General features: G+C 72.7%; 14 protein-coding genes and 2 pseudogenes. 9 read left to right on the forward strand and 7 right to left on the reverse strand.

All coding sequences use genetic code 11. The annotated features are described in order from the left end of the window. Positions 1-61 precede the first annotated feature (61 nt). The 3 genes and pseudogenes from O7610_RS26315 to O7610_RS26325 form a co-directional block, all read right to left on the reverse strand. Positions 62-946 (reverse strand): annotated as a pseudogene (locus O7610_RS26315) (DUF5667 domain-containing protein); the annotation flags it as partial. Between the two features lie 243 nt (positions 947-1,189). Continuing rightward, on the reverse strand, positions 1,190-2,026 hold the full coding sequence (locus O7610_RS26320) for an ECF subfamily RNA polymerase sigma factor, BldN family (protein ID WP_281555404.1): 837 nt from the start codon (positions 2,024-2,026) through the stop codon (positions 1,190-1,192). A gap of 98 nt (positions 2,027-2,124) precedes the next feature. After that, on the reverse strand, positions 2,125-2,256 hold the full coding sequence (locus O7610_RS26325; RefSeq protein ID WP_281567135.1) for a hypothetical protein: 132 nt from the start codon (positions 2,254-2,256) through the stop codon (positions 2,125-2,127). A gap of 255 nt (positions 2,257-2,511) precedes the next feature. On the opposite strand from O7610_RS26325, the gene O7610_RS26330 reads away from it, so the two are divergent. Together O7610_RS26330 and O7610_RS26335 are read left to right on the forward strand one after the other, a co-directional pair. Beyond that, positions 2,512-2,769 carry a glutaredoxin family protein gene (locus tag O7610_RS26330; protein ID WP_281553062.1) on the forward strand — a complete coding sequence of 86 codons (258 nt, stop codon included), beginning with the start codon at positions 2,512-2,514 and terminating at the stop codon, positions 2,767-2,769. A gap of 84 nt (positions 2,770-2,853) precedes the next feature. Then, on the forward strand, positions 2,854-3,501 hold the full coding sequence (locus O7610_RS26335) for an HAD family hydrolase (protein ID WP_281553063.1): 648 nt from the start codon (positions 2,854-2,856) through the stop codon (positions 3,499-3,501). Positions 3,502-3,553: 52 nt separating this feature from the next. On the opposite strand, the gene O7610_RS26340 is transcribed toward O7610_RS26335, so the two are convergent. Both O7610_RS26340 and O7610_RS26345 read right to left on the reverse strand, forming a co-directional pair. Next, on the reverse strand, positions 3,554-4,198 hold the full coding sequence (locus O7610_RS26340; RefSeq protein WP_281555405.1) for a response regulator transcription factor: 645 nt from the start codon (positions 4,196-4,198) through the stop codon (positions 3,554-3,556). Positions 4,199-4,222: 24 nt separating this feature from the next. Further along, complete coding sequence (locus O7610_RS26345) at positions 4,223-5,521, reverse strand: sensor histidine kinase (RefSeq protein ID WP_281553064.1); 1,299 nt, start codon at positions 5,519-5,521, stop codon at positions 4,223-4,225. Between the two features lie 338 nt (positions 5,522-5,859). Here O7610_RS26345 and O7610_RS26350 point away from each other — a divergent pair, with 338 nt between their 5' ends. From O7610_RS26350 to hemB, 5 genes and pseudogenes are all read left to right on the forward strand, one after another. Further along, positions 5,860-6,675, forward strand: coding sequence for a redox-sensing transcriptional repressor Rex (locus O7610_RS26350; RefSeq protein ID WP_281553065.1), 816 nt, complete (start codon positions 5,860-5,862; stop codon positions 6,673-6,675). Continuing rightward, positions 6,672-7,991 carry a glutamyl-tRNA reductase gene (locus O7610_RS26355; protein ID WP_281553066.1) on the forward strand — a complete coding sequence of 440 codons (1,320 nt, stop codon included), beginning with the start codon at positions 6,672-6,674 and terminating at the stop codon, positions 7,989-7,991. Before O7610_RS26350 ends, O7610_RS26355 begins: the two co-directional genes overlap by 4 nt. After that, positions 7,988-8,950 (forward strand): annotated as a pseudogene (hemC, locus tag O7610_RS26360) (hydroxymethylbilane synthase); the annotation flags it as partial. The gene O7610_RS26355 and the pseudogene hemC, both read left to right, overlap by 4 nt. A 64-nt stretch (positions 8,951-9,014) precedes the next feature. Continuing rightward, entirely contained in the window at positions 9,015-10,595 is a 1,581-nt protein-coding gene (locus O7610_RS26365) for a bifunctional uroporphyrinogen-III C-methyltransferase/uroporphyrinogen-III synthase (RefSeq protein WP_281553067.1), read from the forward strand. A 76-nt stretch (positions 10,596-10,671) separates the two neighbouring features. Continuing rightward, positions 10,672-11,643 carry a porphobilinogen synthase gene (hemB, locus tag O7610_RS26370; protein ID WP_289212111.1) on the forward strand — a complete coding sequence of 324 codons (972 nt, stop codon included), beginning with the start codon at positions 10,672-10,674 and terminating at the stop codon, positions 11,641-11,643. A 60-nt stretch (positions 11,644-11,703) separates the two neighbouring features. Here the strand turns inward: hemB and O7610_RS26375 are convergent, their stop codons facing one another. Beyond that, positions 11,704-12,723 (reverse strand): GNAT family N-acetyltransferase, encoded by a 1,020-nt coding sequence (locus O7610_RS26375; RefSeq protein ID WP_281555406.1) that lies wholly within the window; start codon positions 12,721-12,723, stop codon positions 11,704-11,706. A 73-nt stretch (positions 12,724-12,796) separates the two neighbouring features. Continuing rightward, positions 12,797-14,143, reverse strand: a complete 1,347-nt coding sequence (locus O7610_RS26380) for a lytic transglycosylase domain-containing protein (RefSeq protein WP_281553069.1) — start codon at positions 14,141-14,143, stop codon at positions 12,797-12,799. A 57-nt stretch (positions 14,144-14,200) separates the two neighbouring features. On the opposite strand from O7610_RS26380, the gene O7610_RS26385 reads away from it, so the two are divergent. Both O7610_RS26385 and O7610_RS26390 read left to right on the forward strand, forming a co-directional pair. Then, positions 14,201-14,437, forward strand: a complete 237-nt coding sequence (locus O7610_RS26385) for an FmdB family zinc ribbon protein (RefSeq protein WP_281553070.1) — start codon at positions 14,201-14,203, stop codon at positions 14,435-14,437. A 92-nt stretch (positions 14,438-14,529) separates the two neighbouring features. Beyond that, positions 14,530-17,313, forward strand: coding sequence for an ATP-binding protein (locus O7610_RS26390; protein ID WP_281553071.1), 2,784 nt, complete (start codon positions 14,530-14,532; stop codon positions 17,311-17,313). Positions 17,314-17,321 lie beyond the last annotated feature (8 nt).

Below are 17,321 nucleotides of genomic sequence, written 5' to 3' on the forward strand. Positions count from 1 at the left end.
CGGCAGGCGACCCGACCAGGCCGCCCGGGACACGAATGCTACCGGCCGGCTCGGCCGATACACAGCGGGCCGGCAGCGGGCCGAGTTCGTCGCTGTCGCTGGTCGCCGAGGCCGAGCAGGTCAGCTCGTCGCGCAACGCCGTGGTCCGGGCACGGACCCGGTCGAGGAGGGTGAGTGATTTGCCGACCCGGTCCCGGTTCGCCGCCGACCCGTCGGCGAGTTGCCGCAACGTGGGACGCTGCGTGGCCACGAAAGAGTCGATCACGTCGAGCGGGGTCCCGTCACCGCCGATGGTGGCGGCGGAGGTGAGCAGCCGGACACCTTCCCGGGTCTGGCCGTCCATGTCGTCCAGCACCGCGCTGAACTCGGCGGGCTCGTCGTAGACGATGAGCGCCTCGCCCATTCGTACCTCGGCGAAGCTGAGGAACAGCTGTCCGCGGGAGGAGTCAGACTGGGCCAGGGCGAGCTGGGCGCGCTCGGTGGACCGTTTCATCCCGTACAGGGTGTCGCCCGGCACCGCCTGCTCGGTGGCGGCGGACATGCCGGAGACGGTGATCGCCCCGAACGCGACGGTGGCGATGATGACCGCGCGGGTCCGGGCCCGGCCGGCGGTCGTCGCCGCGCGGGCGCCCGTCGCCCGGGTGGCGAACCAGCGGGACCGGGGCCGTGCCGGAAGGCGGCGGTACGGAGCCGTCGGTGCGCCGGCGCCGATGCCTTCGCGTTCGGCGGTGGCGATCAGCACGGCGCGCAGGTGCGCCCGGTAGTCCGGGTCCACGCCGCTCTCCGGCGACCTCGGCATCTCGGACATCCGGCGCCCGAGTGTCGTGAGCCCGGCCAGCTCGTCGTCCAGCGGATCGCGGACATGGTGCCGCCCACCGGCCTCGGCGCGGTCGAGAAGTTGTGCGAATCGTTCGGCGCGTCGGCGGAAGAGATTGAGCTTGCTCATCGCGGACACCTCCCTTCGCAGGTCACGGCTTCAGCGGCGGGTGTCGCCACTATCCGGTGCGACCACGGCCAGGGTCGCTGGGGAGGTGACCCGTTGCGGGTCCTGGCACGCTGCCTGATGGCTGGCGAGGTGCTGGCACCATCGGTCGCACCCCAAGAAACGCCTGAGTGGTCAGTTGGGTTACGGGCCGGTGGCGAACTTCATCACTACGCGTGACCGTGATCGCTGTCTGTATGGGGGCGATCACGGTTGGAAACCATCGGGCAGGAGTCGGGCCAACGCCCGTACTGCCCGGTACTGCAGGGCCTTGATCGCGCCCTCGTTCTTGCCCATCGCCCGAGCGGTCTCGGCGACCGAGAAGCCTTGCAGGAAGCGGAGAACGATGCACTCCTGCTGCTCCGGGTTGAGCTGCTTGACGGCGGTCAGTAGGGCGACGTTGGTGATGTGGTCGACGACCGCTGCCTCGGGGCTCCCTTCCGGGCCGCGATCCTCGCGCTCTGCATCCATTACGTCACCCGTAGTTACCTCCAGTCGGTAACGTCCCGACTTGAAGTGGTCCGCGACCAGGTTGCGAGCGATGGTCACCAGCCAGGCCCCGAGGTCACGGCCCTGCCAGGTGAAGCTGCCGATCCGCTTCAGGGCGCGCAGGAAGGTGTCCGAGGTGAGGTCCTCGGCGAGTTGCCGGTTGCCCACCCGGAAATAGACGAACCGGAAGACGGTGTCCACGTACCGGTCGTAGATCAGACCGAACGCCTCGGTCTCGCCAGCCTGGGCCCGTTCCACCAGCGCCCAGACCTCGCGGGCGGGATCGGACGGGTCCGGCCGGTCCGGATAGCCGCCCGGCGGTGCGCCGGATCGGCTGCCCTGATCGGGGATCACCGGCAGCACGGTGGTCTCCGCCTCGTTGCCGCCCGGCTGGGTCGGCATGGTCGGCCGGGCCGGGGTGGCCACCGCACCGCCCATCGGCTTGGTGTTGGTACCGGCGTGACGTCGGCTCGGCCCCTCGTTGGGCTGGGTGCGAGGCCTGGTCCCTTGGGTGCCGCCGTCGCCGCGCATCGTGATGCTGAGCATCTCGTGCATCGACGTACGTAGCAGAGCTAACCCTTCAGCGAGGGCGATCCGGGCGGCAACTACCTCGCGGCTGGCCGACGGGAGAACGATCTGCGGGGAGTAGACACTCATTGGGCGTCCTCCGTTCGTGCCTGCGGCGACCCGGCTCGTTGCTGGGCCCGGGCACCTGGGTCGGTGAGTTGGGTGCTGGTACCGGCGCTGATGCCGGTGCGGTCCGGCAGATCGGTGGTGAGCGCCATGGACCGGCGCACCCTCCTGAGGTGCTGGTGCGGTGCGACAACGGGCACGGCGGCCTCCTCGGGCTGAGGGGTGGCGACTCACGGCAAAACGGGTGAGTCGACCCAAGGCGATGATAGGGCCAACGTCACCCACGCGTGTGGAGTCCGTTACACAACGACGAAGTATTTCCGCAGGGCGGCGTGCCCATGTCGCACTGGCTGTCCGCTGTCGGTTACCCGACGCATTGGTTGTCGGGAAGCGGTAAGCTCCCCGGCGTGTCGCGCCGCCAGCCCAGAATCACCTTGATCACCCGCCCCGGCTGTCACCTTTGCGACGACGCCCGCGCGGCGATCGCCCGGGTGACGGGGCAGACCGGCGACGAATGGGTGGAGCAGGACGTCACCGCTGACATCGAGTTGGAGCGCGACTATGGCGAACGGCTCCCGGTGGTGCTGCTCGACGGGCGGGAACACGGGTACTGGCGGGTCGAGGAGCATCGGCTGCTCGACGATCTGCGCCGGTCGGTCAGCTGACCTGGTGACCGGCCGACCGGCCGCCGGCCGGTCGGTGGGCTGACCTGCTGGCCCGGTGGTGCCGGTGGCCGGTATCGTGCCGCCGTGGCCCCGCTTGACACCCATCTGGTCTGGGACTGGAACGGCACCCTGCTCAATGACCTGGCGCTGGTGGTCACCTCGACCAATCACGCGATCGCCACCGTCGACGGCCCGGTGCTCACCCCCGAGCAACACCGGGTGGCCTTCCGTCGGCCGGTCGCGGACTACTACGCCGACGTTCTCGGTCGGGCGGTCGATGCTGAGGAGTTCGGCCGGCTGGACCAGATCTTCCACGCCGCGTACCGGGCCGGTCTGACCACCTGCGCACTCGCCGAGGACGCCGAACGGGCGCTGCTCAGCTGGCCGGGTAGTCAGTCGCTGCTTTCGATGTGGTTCCACGACGAACTGGTCCCGCTGGTCGACACGTACGGCCTGACCCGGACCTTCCGGCGCATCGACGGGCTGCGGACGGCGGTCGGCGGCGACCGCAAGGCCGGCCACCTCGACCGGCACCTGACCGCGCTGGAGGTCGACCCGGCCCGGACCGTGCTGATCGGCGACTCGATCGACGACGCGGACGCCGCCGAGGCGGTCGGCGCAAGTTGCATCCTGTACACCGGCGGCTTCACCGATCCGGACCGGCTCCGGGCCCGCGGCGTGCCGGTCGTGGAATCCCTCACCGAGGCGGTACGGCTGGCCGCCGACCACTGACCGGCGGCAGGAAAGCCAACTCGGCCCGGTCAACCTCGCAGATAGGGCCCGGTCAACCTCGCAGGTAGGTCAGTACGGCGAGCACCCGACGGTGCTGTTCGGTGTCCGGCGCGAGTTGGAGCTTGCTGAAGATGTTGTGGATGTGCTTCTCGACGGCACCGTCGGTGACCACCAGCAGCCGGGCGATGGCGGTGTTCGAACGCCCCTCGGCCATCAGCCCGAGCACCTCCCGTTCCCGCGGGGTGAGCTGGCGCAGCGGGTCGTCGCGGCGGCGCCGGACCAGCAGTTGACCGACCACCTCCGGGTCGAGCACCGTACCGCCGCCGGCCACCCGGGCGAGGGCGTCGAGGAACTCGGCGATCGCGGCGACCCGGTCCTTGAGCAGGTATCCGACGGCGCCGGCCCGGTCGGCGAGCAGATCGTCGGCGTACGACACCTCGACGTACTGGGACAGCACCAGCACCGGCGCCCCCGGGACCAGTTCGCGGATCCGCACCGCCGCCCGCAACCCTTCGTCGGTGTGCGTCGGCGGCATGCGTACGTCGACGATCGAGACGTCCGGACGGTGTTCGGTGACCGCCTCGACCAGGGCCGGGCCGTCGCCGACGGCCGACACCACCCGGTGACCGTGCTCGCTCAGCAGTCGGACCAGGCCCTCCCGCAGCAGTACGGCGTCGTCGGCGATCACCACTCGCATGGGTGCCATGTCTACCATCTGGGCTCAGCCGGGCAGCTCGGCGCGGATCTCGGTGGGCCCGCCCGGCGGGCTGTGCACCGCGAGGGTGCCGCCGTGCGCCCGCACCCGGTCGGCGAGTCCGGCCAGTCCGTGCCCCTTGGCGAGGTGGGCGCCGCCGGTCCCGTCGTCGGCGACCACGATGGTCAACCCGCCGTCGTGGCGGTGCACCCCGACGCTGCAGGCGGTCGCCCCGCTGTGCTTGGCGACGTTGGTCAGCGCCTCGGCCACCACGAAGTAGGCGCTGGTCTCCACCGCCGGGTCGGGTCGCGTCGTGGCGGCGGCGAGCCGGGTGTCGACCGACAGGTCGACCGGTACCACGCCGCGTGCGGCCAGGGCGGCGAGCGCGCTGGGCAGCCCCCGGTCGACCAGGATCGGCGGGGCGATGCCACGGGACAGGGCGCGGAGCTCGGCCAACGTCTCGCGGGTCTGGTCCAGCGCCTCGTCCAGGGTGCGCCGGGCGGCGTCCGGGTCGGCCGCCAACTGCTCGCGGGCCCGTCCCAGGTCCATGGCGAGCCGGACGAGTCGCTGCTGCGGCCCGTCGTGGATGTCGCGTTCCAGCCGGCGCAGCGCGGTCGCCTCCGCGCTGACTGCGGCCTGCCGCTGCTCCTCCAGGTCGGTGATCCGGTCGCGCATCTGGGCCACCCCGGTGAGCAGGCCGCGGGCGAAGCCGGCCTGCAGCAACGCACAGCCGCGGACCACGATCGGCAGGGTGACCAGGAAGAACAGTCCGATCGCGGTGTACAAGGCGATCCGGGTGCCCGGTGCGTCGCCCAGGCCGAGCAACGGCGCCAGACCGCCGTCCGGATCAGCGGGCAGCAACCAGTCGTACGTCCAGTAGAGCGAGCCGGTCAGCGCCCCGGTCCACCAGGTGACGGTGACCGGCACGGCGATCAGGGCCACCGGTAGGCGCAGCACACCGAACGCCAGATCGAGCCAGGACTGAGGGTCGGTGAGCGGGGCGAGGATCCGTCGCCAGGTGCCGGCGTCCGGCCCCGGCGCCACGTACCGCGGCTGCACCCGGGCGGCGGCCAGGACCCCGGCCATCCGGTGTCGTTCGAGCTGGGCGAACGCGCGGACGGTGGCCAGCGTGCCGCTGAGCACCGGCAGGCCGACGACGGTGACCACCAGGCCGACGCCGAGTGCGAAACCGACGACGCCGACGACGAAGTTCGCCAGCGCGAGCGGCAGGCTGGTGAGTACGTACAGGGAGTCGCTGGCGAGCCGGCGCAACGTCGTCTGCCGGCTGGGCCGTGCGAGGGCGGGCGGAATGCCGACTGCGGTCATGGGAGTGACGCTAGGTGCCAGGTGGCGGGCCGGTCACTCCCGCCGCCCCGCCGATCGCGGTGGGGTTGTCCCCCCTGTCGGAGCGGCGCATGGCAAAAAGCCGGAAATTGGTAATAATGATGCTGCTGTCGCCGGATGAAACCGGTGTGACGGGTAGCGTGGATCCAGCGGCTAGTCCATCACCGTCGATCAAGATCGCGATTTGTGCACGCGTTCACAAGCGCCTACGCTGTAATCCTGACGAGCCCTGATAGCACAACAGGTGACGGCGGTTGCCACAGGGGCACCGGACTGACCGGCCGGGCCGGCGGGTCAATGATCGCATCGCACGGAGACACATGAGTCAGCACCGCCAGCCAGGCGCGTCCGGCCGGGTCGACGCCGTTCCGGCGCTGCCGGACCTCCCCGAGGCGACGGTCGCGCGACTCCCGGAGTATCTCCGTGCCCTGCATACCCTCGCCGACGCCGGTCACGAGACCGTTTCCAGCGAAGGGCTGGCCAGCGCGGCCGGCGTAAACTCCGCCAAGCTCCGCAAGGACCTGTCCCAACTCGGCTCATACGGCACCCGCGGTGTCGGCTACGACATCGCGCTGCTGATCGAGCAGATCGAGTACGTGCTCGGGCTCACCCACCGGCGGGCCGTCGCGCTCGTCGGGGTCGGTAACCTCGGCCACGCGCTGGCCGGCTACGCCGGCTTCGCCAGTCGGGGGTTCCGCATCGCCGCGCTCTTCGACGCCGACACCGACCGGGTCGGTGAACAGATCAACGGGTTGGTGGTCCGGCACATCGACGACCTGCCGGCGGTCGCCGCCGAGGAGTCGATCGCCATCGGGGTGATCGCCACCCCGGCCGCCGCCGCGCAACAGGTCGCCGACCAGCTGGTTGCCGCCGGGGTCACCAGTATCCTCAACTTCGCGCCATGCGTACTGGTGGTGCCCGCCGGAGTCGACGTGCGCAAGGTCGACCTGGCGATCGAGCTGCAGATCCTCTCCTTCCACGAGCACCGCAAGTCGGCCTCCGGCCACGACCACGGCGTGCCGGGGCTCACCGCGTTGCCGGGTGGGCTGGGCGGCGGGCCTGCCGCTGCGGCCACCTTCGACGCCTCGGCGGCCACCTTCGACGGGTCCGGTCCGGCGGAAGCGGTCGGCTCATGAACCTTCTCGTCGTCGGCGCGTCCTACCGGACCACGCCGGTCGCCACCCTGGAGCAGCTGGCCGTCGCCCCCACCGACGTGCCCGACACGCTGCGTCGGCTGCTCGCCCAACCGTACGTCGACGCCGCTGTGGTGCTCTCCACCTGCAACCGGGTCGAGGTATACGCGGCGGTCACCGGATTCCACGGCGGTCTCGCCGACATCTGCGGCGTGCTGGGCGCGCGGGTCGGTAGCGCCCCCGGCGAGCTGGCCGACCACCTGTACGTGCACTACGGCCAGGCCGCCGTCGAACACGCCTTCCGGGTGGCGGCCGGGCTCGACTCGATGGTGGTCGGCGAGGCGCAGATCCTCGGCCAGTTGCGCGACGCCTACCACGTCGCCAACGAGGCCGACGCCACCGGCCGGCTGCTGCACGAGCTCATGCAGCAGGCGCTGCGGGTCGGCAAGCGGGCACACGCCGAGACCGGGATCGACCGGGCCGGCCAGAGCGTGGTCAGCGCGGCCCTGCGGGTCGGCGGCGAACTGCTGCCCGGTGGGCTGCCCGGCCGGCCGGTGCTGGTCCTCGGCGCGGGCGCGATGGGCGCCCTGGCGGTCGCCACCCTGGCCCGGCTGGGAGTCGAGTCGATCCGGGTGGTCAACCGTCGGGACGACCGGGCGGTCCGGCTGGCCGGTGCGTACGGTGCCACCGCGGTGCCGTACGACCAGTTGCCGGCCGCGCTCAGCCAGGTCGACCTGGTGATCAGCGCCACCGCCTCGGCCGAGCCGGTGCTCACCCGCGACGCCGTCACCGGGGTGCTGGCCGCCCGCCCGGCCGACCGGGCCGGCCCGCTGGTCCTGCTCGACCTCGCCGTACCCCGGGACGTGGAGCCCGCCGCCGCGGCGCTGCCCGGTGTCGCGGTGATCGACATCGACGGCCTGGCCGGTTCGCTCACCGACGCGCCCGCCGCGATGGACACGGCGGCCGTCACCCGGATCGTCGACACCGAGGTGGAGTCGTTCCTCAGCTGGATGCGCGGCGCGGACGTGGCACCCACCGTGGCCGCGCTGCGCGGCCGCGCCGACGACGTGGTCGGCGCCGAGCTGCGGCGGCTCGCGCAGCGTCGGCCGGACCTCACCGACGACCAGCGTGCCGAGGTCGCGCACACCGTGCACCGGGTGGTCCAGCGGCTGCTGCACTCGCCGACCGTACGGGTGCGTCAGCTCGCTGCCGAGCCCGGTGGTGACCAGTACGCCGCGCTGCTGCGCCAACTGTTCGACCTGGAGGTGCCGGGCACCTCCGCCGCCGGCGACGTGCCGGACCTGGAGGCCGACCGATGAGTGTGTTGCGCCTGGGCACCCGGGGCAGCGCCCTGGCCACCGCCCAGTCCGGTCGGGTCGCCGCCGCACTGCGCGCCGCCACCGGCCGCGACGTCGAACTGGTGGAGATCGTCACCGCCGGGGACCGGTCCACCGCGCCGGTCGCCGCGCTCGGCGTCGGCGTGTTCGTCTCCGCGCTACGCGACGCGCTGCTGGCCAAGGAGATCGACTTCGCGGTCCACTCGTACAAGGACCTGCCCACCGCCGGCCAGGCGGAGTTGCTGGTCGCGGCGGTGCCGCCCCGGGAGGATCCACGGGACGCGTTGATCAGCCGGGACGGCCGGATGCTCGCCGAGCTCGCGCCGGGGGCCACCGTCGGCACCGGGGCACTGCGCCGGATCGCCCAGCTGAACGCCCTCGGCCGTCAGCTCGTGGTCACCCCGATCCGGGGCAACGTCGACACCCGGATCGGCCGGGTGCGCGGCCCGCAGCCCGATCTCGACGCGATCGTGCTGGCCCGGGCCGGCCTGGCCCGGCTCGGCCGAACCGCCGAGATCACCGAGACTCTCGACCCGATGCTGATGCTGCCGGCGCCCGCCCAGGGCGCCCTGGCCGTCGAATGCCGGGCCGACGACACCGACCTGGTCGAGCTGCTCAGCACGCTCGACCATGCACCGACCCGGGCCGCGGTCGCCGCGGAACGGTCGTTGCTCGCGACGCTGGAGGCCGGCTGCAGCGCACCGGTCGCGGCGTACGCGGAAGTCGCCGAGGGGGATGACGGCGACGAGATCTACCTGCGCGGGGCGGTGATCAGCCCGGACGGACTCCGGGAGATCAGACTGTCGCGCACCGGTCCCCCGGCCACCGCCGTCGAGATCGGCGCGGCGCTCGCCGCCGAGCTGCTCGACGCCGGAGCCGACACGATCCTTCCGGGGGCCACGCCCGGCGGTCCCTCCAGGACCGCGGATGGCGACGGCGTGGTACCCCAGCGACCTTCAGCGCCCAATCCGTCCGGCGCGACGACCCAGAACATGGGGAGCATAAATGACCCGCACCCGTAAGCTCGCCGGCCACATCGCGTTCGTGGGCGCCGGCCCCGGCGACCCGGGCCTGCTGACCCGCCGGGCGCACGACGCCCTGGCCGAGGCGGACCAGGTCGTCTACGACCGGGGCGTCCCGGAGACGCTGCTCGCCGCGGTCCGCGCCAGCGCCAAAACGGACACCCAGCTCAGTCCGGCCGAGGGCGCGCCAGGTGACGTGGCCAAGGTGCTGATCTCCGCCGCCCGGTCCGGGCAGGCCGCGGTCCGGTTGGTCTGCGGCGACCCGTTCGGTCACCACGCGGTGGTGACCGAGGTGCAGGCTGTCGCGCGTACCGCGGTGCCGTTCGAGGTGGTCCCCGGGGTCAGCCAGGCCGAAGGGGTGGCCGGCTACGCCGGGGTCCCGCTGCCCGGCATCCGTACGGTGGCCGACGTCGACGACACCGCCGGCCTCGACTTCGAGGCCCTCGCCGCGGCGGTCGGCCGGGGCTCGCTCGCCCTCGCGGTCGACGCCGGGGAGCTCGCCGCGGTCCGCGACGGACTGCTCGCCGCCGGCGTCGACGGTGCCACCTCGGTCGCGGTGACCGGGGACGGGACCGGCGAGACCCAGTACACCACCACCTCGACGGTGGACAGCTTCGTCGCCGCCGCGCTCGGCTTCACCGGTCGGGTGGTGCTCACCCTCGGTGCCGGGGTCGCCGAGCGGGACAAGCTGAGCTGGTGGGAGAACCGGCCGCTGTACGGCTGGAAGGTGCTCGTGCCGCGGACCAAGGAGCAGGCCGGCGTGATGAGCGCCCAGCTGCGCGCCTACGGCGCCATCCCGTGCGAGGTGCCGACCATCGCGGTCGAGCCGCCGCGTACCCCGGCGCAGATGGAGCGGGCGGTCAAGGGCCTGGTCGACGGCCGGTACGCCTGGGTCGTCTTCACCTCGGTCAACGCCGTACGGGCGGTGTGGGAGAAGTTCGCCGAGCACGGGCTGGACGCCCGGCACTTCGGCGGGGTCAAGATCGCGTGCATCGGGGAGGCGACCGCGGACGCGGTCCGCGCCTTCGGGATCCAGCCCGAGCTGGTGCCGGCCGGTGAGCAGTCCTCCGAAGGGCTGCTGGCCGAGTTCTCGCCGCACGACGAGATCCTCGACCCGGTCGGCCGGGTGCTGCTGCCCCGGGCGGACATCGCCACCGAGACCCTCGCCGCCGGGCTGACCGAACGTGGCTGGGAGGTCGACGACGTCACCGCGTACCGGACGGTGCGGGCCGCGCCGCCGCCGGCCGAGATCCGCGACGCGATCAAGTCCGGCGGCTTCGACGCGGTGCTGTTCACCTCCTCGTCCACCGTGCGCAACCTGGTCGGCATCGCCGGCAAGCCGCACGCCCGGACCGTGGTCGCGGTGATCGGCCCGAAGACCGCCGAGACCGCCACCGAGTTCGGCCTGCGGGTGGACGTGCAGCCGACGCACGCGTCGGTCCCGGAGCTGGTCGAGGCGCTGGCCGGCTACGCGGTCGAGCTTCGGGAGAAGCTGGTGGCGATGCCGGCCAAGCAGCGGCGCGGCTCCAAGGTGCAGGGTCCGACGGCGCTACGGTTCCGCTGAGCCGGCGACCACCGAGTCGGCTGACCGCTCGGCGACCACCGAGCCGGCGAACGCCTGAGCCAGGAGACGATGGGCGATGACGTATCCGCAGAGCCGGCCACGCCGGCTGCGCCGCACCGCCGCCGTGCGGCGGCTGGTCGAGGAGACCCGGCTGTCCCCGGCCGAGCTGGTGCTGCCGATGTTCGTCAAGGAAGGGCTCACCGAGCCGCGACCGATCCCGTCACTGCCCGGAGTGGTCCAGCACAGCCGGGACTCGTTGCGCAGGGCCGCCGCCGAGGCGGTGGCGGCCGGGGTCGGCGGGGTCATGCTGTTCGGCGTGCCGCAGTGCCGGGACGCGACCGGTTCAGCCGGTGTCGACCCGGCCGGCGTGCTGAACGTCGCGATCCGGGACGTGGTCGCCGAGGTCGGTGACGCGACCGTGGTGATGAGCGACCTCTGCCTCGACGAGTTCACCTCGCACGGGCACTGTGGTCTGCTCGCCGCCGACGGGACGGTGGACAACGACGCGACGCTCGCCGCGTACGCACAGCTGGCTGTCGCGCAGGCCGAAGCGGGTGCGGACATGCTCGGACCGTCCGGGATGATGGACGGCCAGGTCGGGGTGGTGCGCCGGGCGTTGGACGCGGCCGGGCACACCGACACCGCGCTGCTCGCGTACGCGGCGAAGTACGCCTCGGCGTTCTACGGGCCGTTCCGCGAGGCGGTGGAGTCGGCGCTGGTCGGTGACCGGCGGACCTACCAGCAGGATCCGGCGAATCTGCGGGAGTCGCTGCGCGAGGTCGAGCTGGACGTCGCCGAAGGTGCCGACCTGGTGATGGTCAAGCCGGCGCTGCCGTACCTGGACGTGATCGCGGCGGTCCGCCAGCGGGTGCACGTCCCGGTCGCCGCCTACCAGGTCTCCGGCGAGTACGCGATGGTCGAGGCGGCCGCCGCGAACGGCTGGATCGACCGGGACCGGGTGATCCTGGAAACGTTGACGTCGATCCGGCGGGCCGGCGCGCAGATCATCCTCACCTACTGGGCGACGGAGGTCGCGAACGCCCTCTGACCGGGGGTGTCGACGGCACCCGCCAGCCCGGGTCGATGGCGCATCCACCGACCCGGTCGTTCAGCTGCGCACGCCGAGCCGGTGCATCAGGGTGGCGATGTCGGCTCCGTAGTCCCACCAGTCCCGGTCGGGCTGGTAGCCGAGTTCCGCGTTGATCGCGATCAGATCCTCGTCGCCCTCGGCGTTCCAGGTCTGCACCTCGGCCAGCCGCGGCTCGACGGTACGCAGCTCCAGCAGCATCCGTGCCTTGATCGCCCGGTCGATGCCGTGTCCCAGGTGTGCCTGGGCGACGATGGTGTCGTACTGGTCGGCCCGGGTCGGGTGCTGCGCCGGCACCACCACCTCGGTCAGCCCGGCCACCGCGCCGCTGGCCAGGTGCCGGGCCAGCACGATGTACGGCGTCATGCCGCGGCGACGTAGGCAGTCGAGGCTGTCCCGGAGCCGGTCCGGGTCGTAGGAGCTGGGCCGCAGGTCCAGGTCGCCGTCCTCCGGCACGCTCTGCTCGGCCTTGGTCCGGGCGTACGCATCGACCAGGCCCTCCGGCGGCCCGCCCGGGTGAAACTCGATCTGGTACCCGGGGACCGGGTCCTGTGCCGTCTTCTCGATCGCGGTCCAGTCGACCGCCGGCAGTCGGAGCACGCTGCGGATCTCCCGGAACTGGCGGGCGAACCCCAGTGACTCGTAGAAGTCGACGGCGCAGGTGCCCCCGATGACCTCGACACCGACCGAGCTGAACCCCTCGTGGTAGGCGCGGCGTACGGCGAGCGCCAGCAGTTCCCGGCCCAGGCCGTTGCGCCGGGCGTCGGGCCGGACCAGGACCTCTAGCACTCCGATGTCGCCGAGGAGCAGCACGTTGACGTGCCCGTTGACCGGCCCCGGCCGGCCGTCGTCGGTGGCCTCCTCGGCCAGCCAGCAGATTCGTCGGACCCCGGGCATGGTTTCGGTCAGGTACTCCCGGAGGAAGTCTGGCCGCCAGTACGGATCACCTGGCAGGTCAGCCTCGAATACCCGGTTGAGACAGTCCAGCAGAGATGAGATCTCGGCGGACGACGCGGTTCGGGGGTCCCACTCGCGCACCATCACGCGTCTAGCTTGCCGCCAAGTCGCCGGTTGCGAAAGTGGCCGGGCGGGAAATTGTGGCTATCTGATTGCACTAAGTACGGCTACGGGCACCGTAGTCGTTGGCGGTGTCGAAGACCGCCTGGGCGTACGGCTGCACGTTGTTGTACGACAGGATCGCGCTCCACCAATCAGAAGGTGTGGACAGATCGCGCCCGTTCCGACACAAGTAGTTAGCGGCAGCGAGGCTGGCGTCATCGATATCCTGCGGATCGATGACACCGTCGTTGTCCGCGTCCACCGCGAACTCCGCCCAGGTGGTCGGGATGAACTGCATCGGGCCGACCGCCCGGTCGTACACCGGGTCGTTGTCCAACTCGCCGTTGTCGGTGTCGGTGATCCGCTGACGTCCGCCGGCACCGTCCAACGGCAGCCCGGTGATCGGCGGTACGGCGCGGCCGTCGGCGTCCAACCGTGATCCGTTCGCCCGGCCGTGAGTCGACTCGATCATGCCGATCGCGGCCAGCGTGGTCCACGACAGCCGGCAGTCCGGCGTGGTGGTGGCCAGCACCAACTCGGCGTAGCCGTACGCCTCCATCGCCACCACCGGTATGTCGACCCGGCTGGCCGTGCGGGTCGCCCAGGCGGCGAGGACCGTGGCCGGCCGGGTCGGGGCACCCGGGTTCAGCCCGCCGTCGAGCGGGGGATCCGCCGGTGGCTCGAGCAGGTCGGGGTCCGTGGTCTCAGGCAACTGCGGTACGGCGGTGGTGCCGAGCGCCGTGGGCGAGGGGGCCGGAGGCCGGTCGCCGGCGGCCGCTGGGACCAGCACGGCACCGGCGGTGCCGCTGCCGGCGACCAGCGCCAGCAGGAGCAGACCGGGCAGGGCCAACCGGCCGGCCGGCTGGCGACTCCAGGCGCCGGCCGCCCGGGCCGCTCGGCGCAGGCCGCGCCGGACCGGTCGCAGCCGTGCCGGGTGCAGCCAGCCGATCCGGGTGCCGAACGGCGCGTCCTCCCGGCGGTGTCGGCCGACCACGGCCAGCGTGGTGGCCGGTGCCGGTGCCGGTGCCGGTACGGGTGCCGGTACGGGTGGGTCGGTCGCCGGCCGCGCCTGCTCGTCTGCGGAAGCACCGATCGGCCGGGTGCCGCCGGATTTGCTGTCGGCGTGTCTGCTGTCGGCGGGTTTGCTGTCGCCGGGGTCGCTGTCGGCGGTCCGCCGGGTGTCGTCGCCGCCACCTGCGCCGGACCCGGTGTCGCTGCGTGGTCGGAGTTCGCTGGTCGGTCCGGTGTCGCTGCCTGGTCCGGTGTCGCCGGTCGACGCGGTGCCGGTCGACCGGATGGTGTCCGGGTCCGGGGCGCTTTCCTGCCGCGGCGGCCGGGCAGGCGCCGGCACCGCCGGACGCAACCGGTGCGGTGCTGGCGTACCCGATCCGTCCTCGACCATGTCGTCGAGTATCACCCATCCGGCCGGGAGCGTCAGTTCCCGCCGTACCCTATCCACATGCCCCGGTACGAGTTCCGCTGTCGCGCGTGCGGCGACACCTTCGAGGTCAACCGTCCGATGACCCAGGCAGGCGATCCGGCGTCCTGCCCGCAGGGACATCCCGACACGGTCAAGCTGCTGTCCACCGTCGCGATCACCGGCCGTGGCGCCGGGGCCTCCGGTGGGCTGCCGGCAATGCCGCCAGCCCAGGCCGGCGGAGGTGGCGGCTGCTGCGGGGGCGGGTGCGGATGCTAGTTGACCCACGGCGCTGACCGGTTCGCGATGAGCTGGGTTGCCTGACTGCGGCAGCATGAACGCGACTTCCCAGCGGGGCGGAGGTTCCACGGGTGTCGGCACCGATCGCACTGCCGAGCGGACTGGTCACCTTCATGTTCACCGACATCGAAGGATCGACGAGGCTGGCCCGACTACTCGGCCGCGACTACCGCCCGGTGCTCAGCGAACACCGACGGTTGGTCCGGCGTACCTTGTCGGCCAGCGACGGCACCGAGTTGTTCACCGAAGGGGATTCGTTCTTCGTGGCGTTCGCGGACGCGTCCGCCGCACTGGACGCCTGCCTGCGCGCGCAGCGGGCGCTGGCCGCGCACGAGTGGCCGACCCCGGATGTCGCACCCCGGGTACGAATGGGGCTGCACACCGGGCAGGCCGAGCCGGTCGGGGGCGAGTACGCCAGTCCAGAGGTACACCGTGCGGCGCGCATCGCGGCGGCGGCGCACGGTGGCCAGGTCCTCTGTTCCGCTGCGACCGCCCAGGCCGCCGACCCGTTGCCGGTCGGCGTCTCGCTGCTCGATCTCGGCCTGCACCGGCTGCGCGGGTTCGACGACCGGGAGCGGCTGTTCCAGCTGATCGCCGCCGGGCTGGAGCGGCAGTTCCCCAGACCGCGTACGGCCGACTCGGCCAGCCACAACCTGCCCAATCAGGTCAGTTCCTTCGTCGGTCGCCGGACCGAACGCCACGAGCTGCGCCAGCTGGTCGCCGAACACCGGCTGGTCACCGTGGTGGGTGCCGGCGGCGCCGGCAAGACCCGGCTGGCAATCGAGGTCGCGGCCGACGCCAGCGGCGGTGCCGCCGCCGAATCACCGGCTGCGGACCCGGCTCCGGCCGGCCATCCGGACGGGGTGTGGTTCGTCGACGTCGCGACGGTCACCGATCCCGGGCTGGTCGCGTTTGCTGTCGCCGCGGTGTTCGGCCTGCGGCCGGAGCCGGGCCGGCCGATCCTGGACACCGTCGTCGAGTACGCGGCCGCCCGCCGGCTGCTGCTGGTGCTCGACACCTGTGACGCTCAGCCGGCGGCGTGTGCCGAGGTGATCGCCCGGCTGCTCGGCGGTGGCCGGCAGGTCCGGGTGCTGACGACCAGCCGGGAGCCGTTGGGGGTGCCCGGCGAGGTGGTGTGGCGGATTCCGCCGATGTCGGCCGAACCAGGGCCGGCCGGTGGCCCCAGCGATGCCGTGGCGCTGTTGCTGGACCGCACGGCGGCGGCCCGTGGCGGGCACCCGCCGGGTCCGACCGAGTCCGCCCAGCTGCACCGGGTGGCGGCCCGGCTGGACGGGTTGCCGCTGGCGATCGAGCTCGCCGCCGCCCGGTTGCGGGTGCTCTCCGTCGGGCAGCTCGTGGACCGCCTCGACGATGTCCTGGGGGTGCTGGACGCGGGGCAGGAGGAGCCGGTCGACGCGCAGCGCTCCGCCGGACGGCGGCACGGCACGCTACAGGCGACGGTCACCTGGTCCTACCGGACGCTGGCCCCCCGGGCGGCCCGGCTGCTGCGCTGGATGTCGGTCTTCGCCGGACCGATCGATCTGGCCACCGTGGAGTGGCTGCTCGACGACGATCCGCTGGGGCCGTTGGCGGTGCTGGTCGACAAATCGATGATCCAGGCCGAGCCGGCCGCCGGCGGCACCAGCTACCGGATGCTCGACCCGATCCGGGCATACGCGGCACGGCGGCTGGTCGAAGCGGGCGAGGAGCAGGTTGCCCGGGACCGGCACGTGGCCTGGGCGCTGCACGCGTTGCAGCGTGCCTACCTCGGTCCGGACGGCAAGCCGGTCACCCTTTCGCTGTACACCCTCGACCCGCTGGCCGACGAGCTGCGGGCCGCGCTGCGGTGGAGCACCACCGGTGGCAGCGCCCGGCGCGGCCTGCAGCTCGCCAGCGGGCTCGACCAGTGGTGGCGCGAACGCGGCCTGGCCAGGGAAGGCAGGCTGTGGCTGTTCCGGCTGTACGGGCGGATCGCCGAGACCGGCGAGGCGATTCCCGAGGCGGAGCTGGCCGCCGCGTACCACATGCATTCGCAGCACGCGGGCGCGGACGGCGAGTTCGGCGAGGAGATGCGGTTCTCGCACCGGGCGGAGGCCGCCGCCCGGCAGGCCGGCGACGCGGGTCTGCTGGCCCGGGTGCTGGCCGGTCGGGGTGCCTCGCTCATCGATCTCGGACAGTTCGTCGAGGCCGAGCAGGTGTGCCGGCGGGTGATCGACTGGGCGGCGGCGAACGGCGCGGTCGGCGACGCGCTGTTCGCCGTGTACAGCCTGGCCGAGCTGCTCTGCCGGCGGGGGGCGTTGGACGAGGCCGCCGAGGTGCTGGCCACCGCCCGGCCGGCGGAGGCCGCCCGGCCGGCGGAACGCGGCCGGCGGACCGTGGACATGCTGCTCGGGCTGGTGGCGTTGGGCCGCCGGGACCTGGTCGCCGCGCACGACCACCTGGTGGTGGCGCTGCGGTCCCGAATGCGGTACGGGTTCCACCGGCGGGCCTGCGACACGCTGAACGCGATGGCGGTCCGGTGCGCGCTGGGCGGTGACCCGTCGACCGCTGCCCGCCTGTTCGGTGCCGCTCAGGCGACCCGCTCGGCGCTGCGCAGCACGGCCGGCATGTTCGGCGGCTACTGGGCGCAGGAGCAGGCCAAGGTACGGTCGGCGATCGGCGACAGCGCGTTCGATGCCGGGTACGCGCAGGGTAGCCGGATGAGTCTGGTCGAGGCGGCGGCGTTGGCGCTCGCGGTGGAGCATCCGGATCTGACGACCGGCGCCCGGTGGTTCGCCGACGAATCCGCCGACGCGGTCGGTGACGGTGGCCCGCTCGGCGGCCGTGGTGACCGGCGGCCGGCACGGCCGTGGTGACCGGCGGC

It is taken from the genome of Solwaraspora sp. WMMA2065 (assembly GCF_030345075.1).
Taxonomy (GTDB): Bacteria; Actinomycetota; Actinomycetes; order Mycobacteriales; family Micromonosporaceae; genus Micromonospora_E.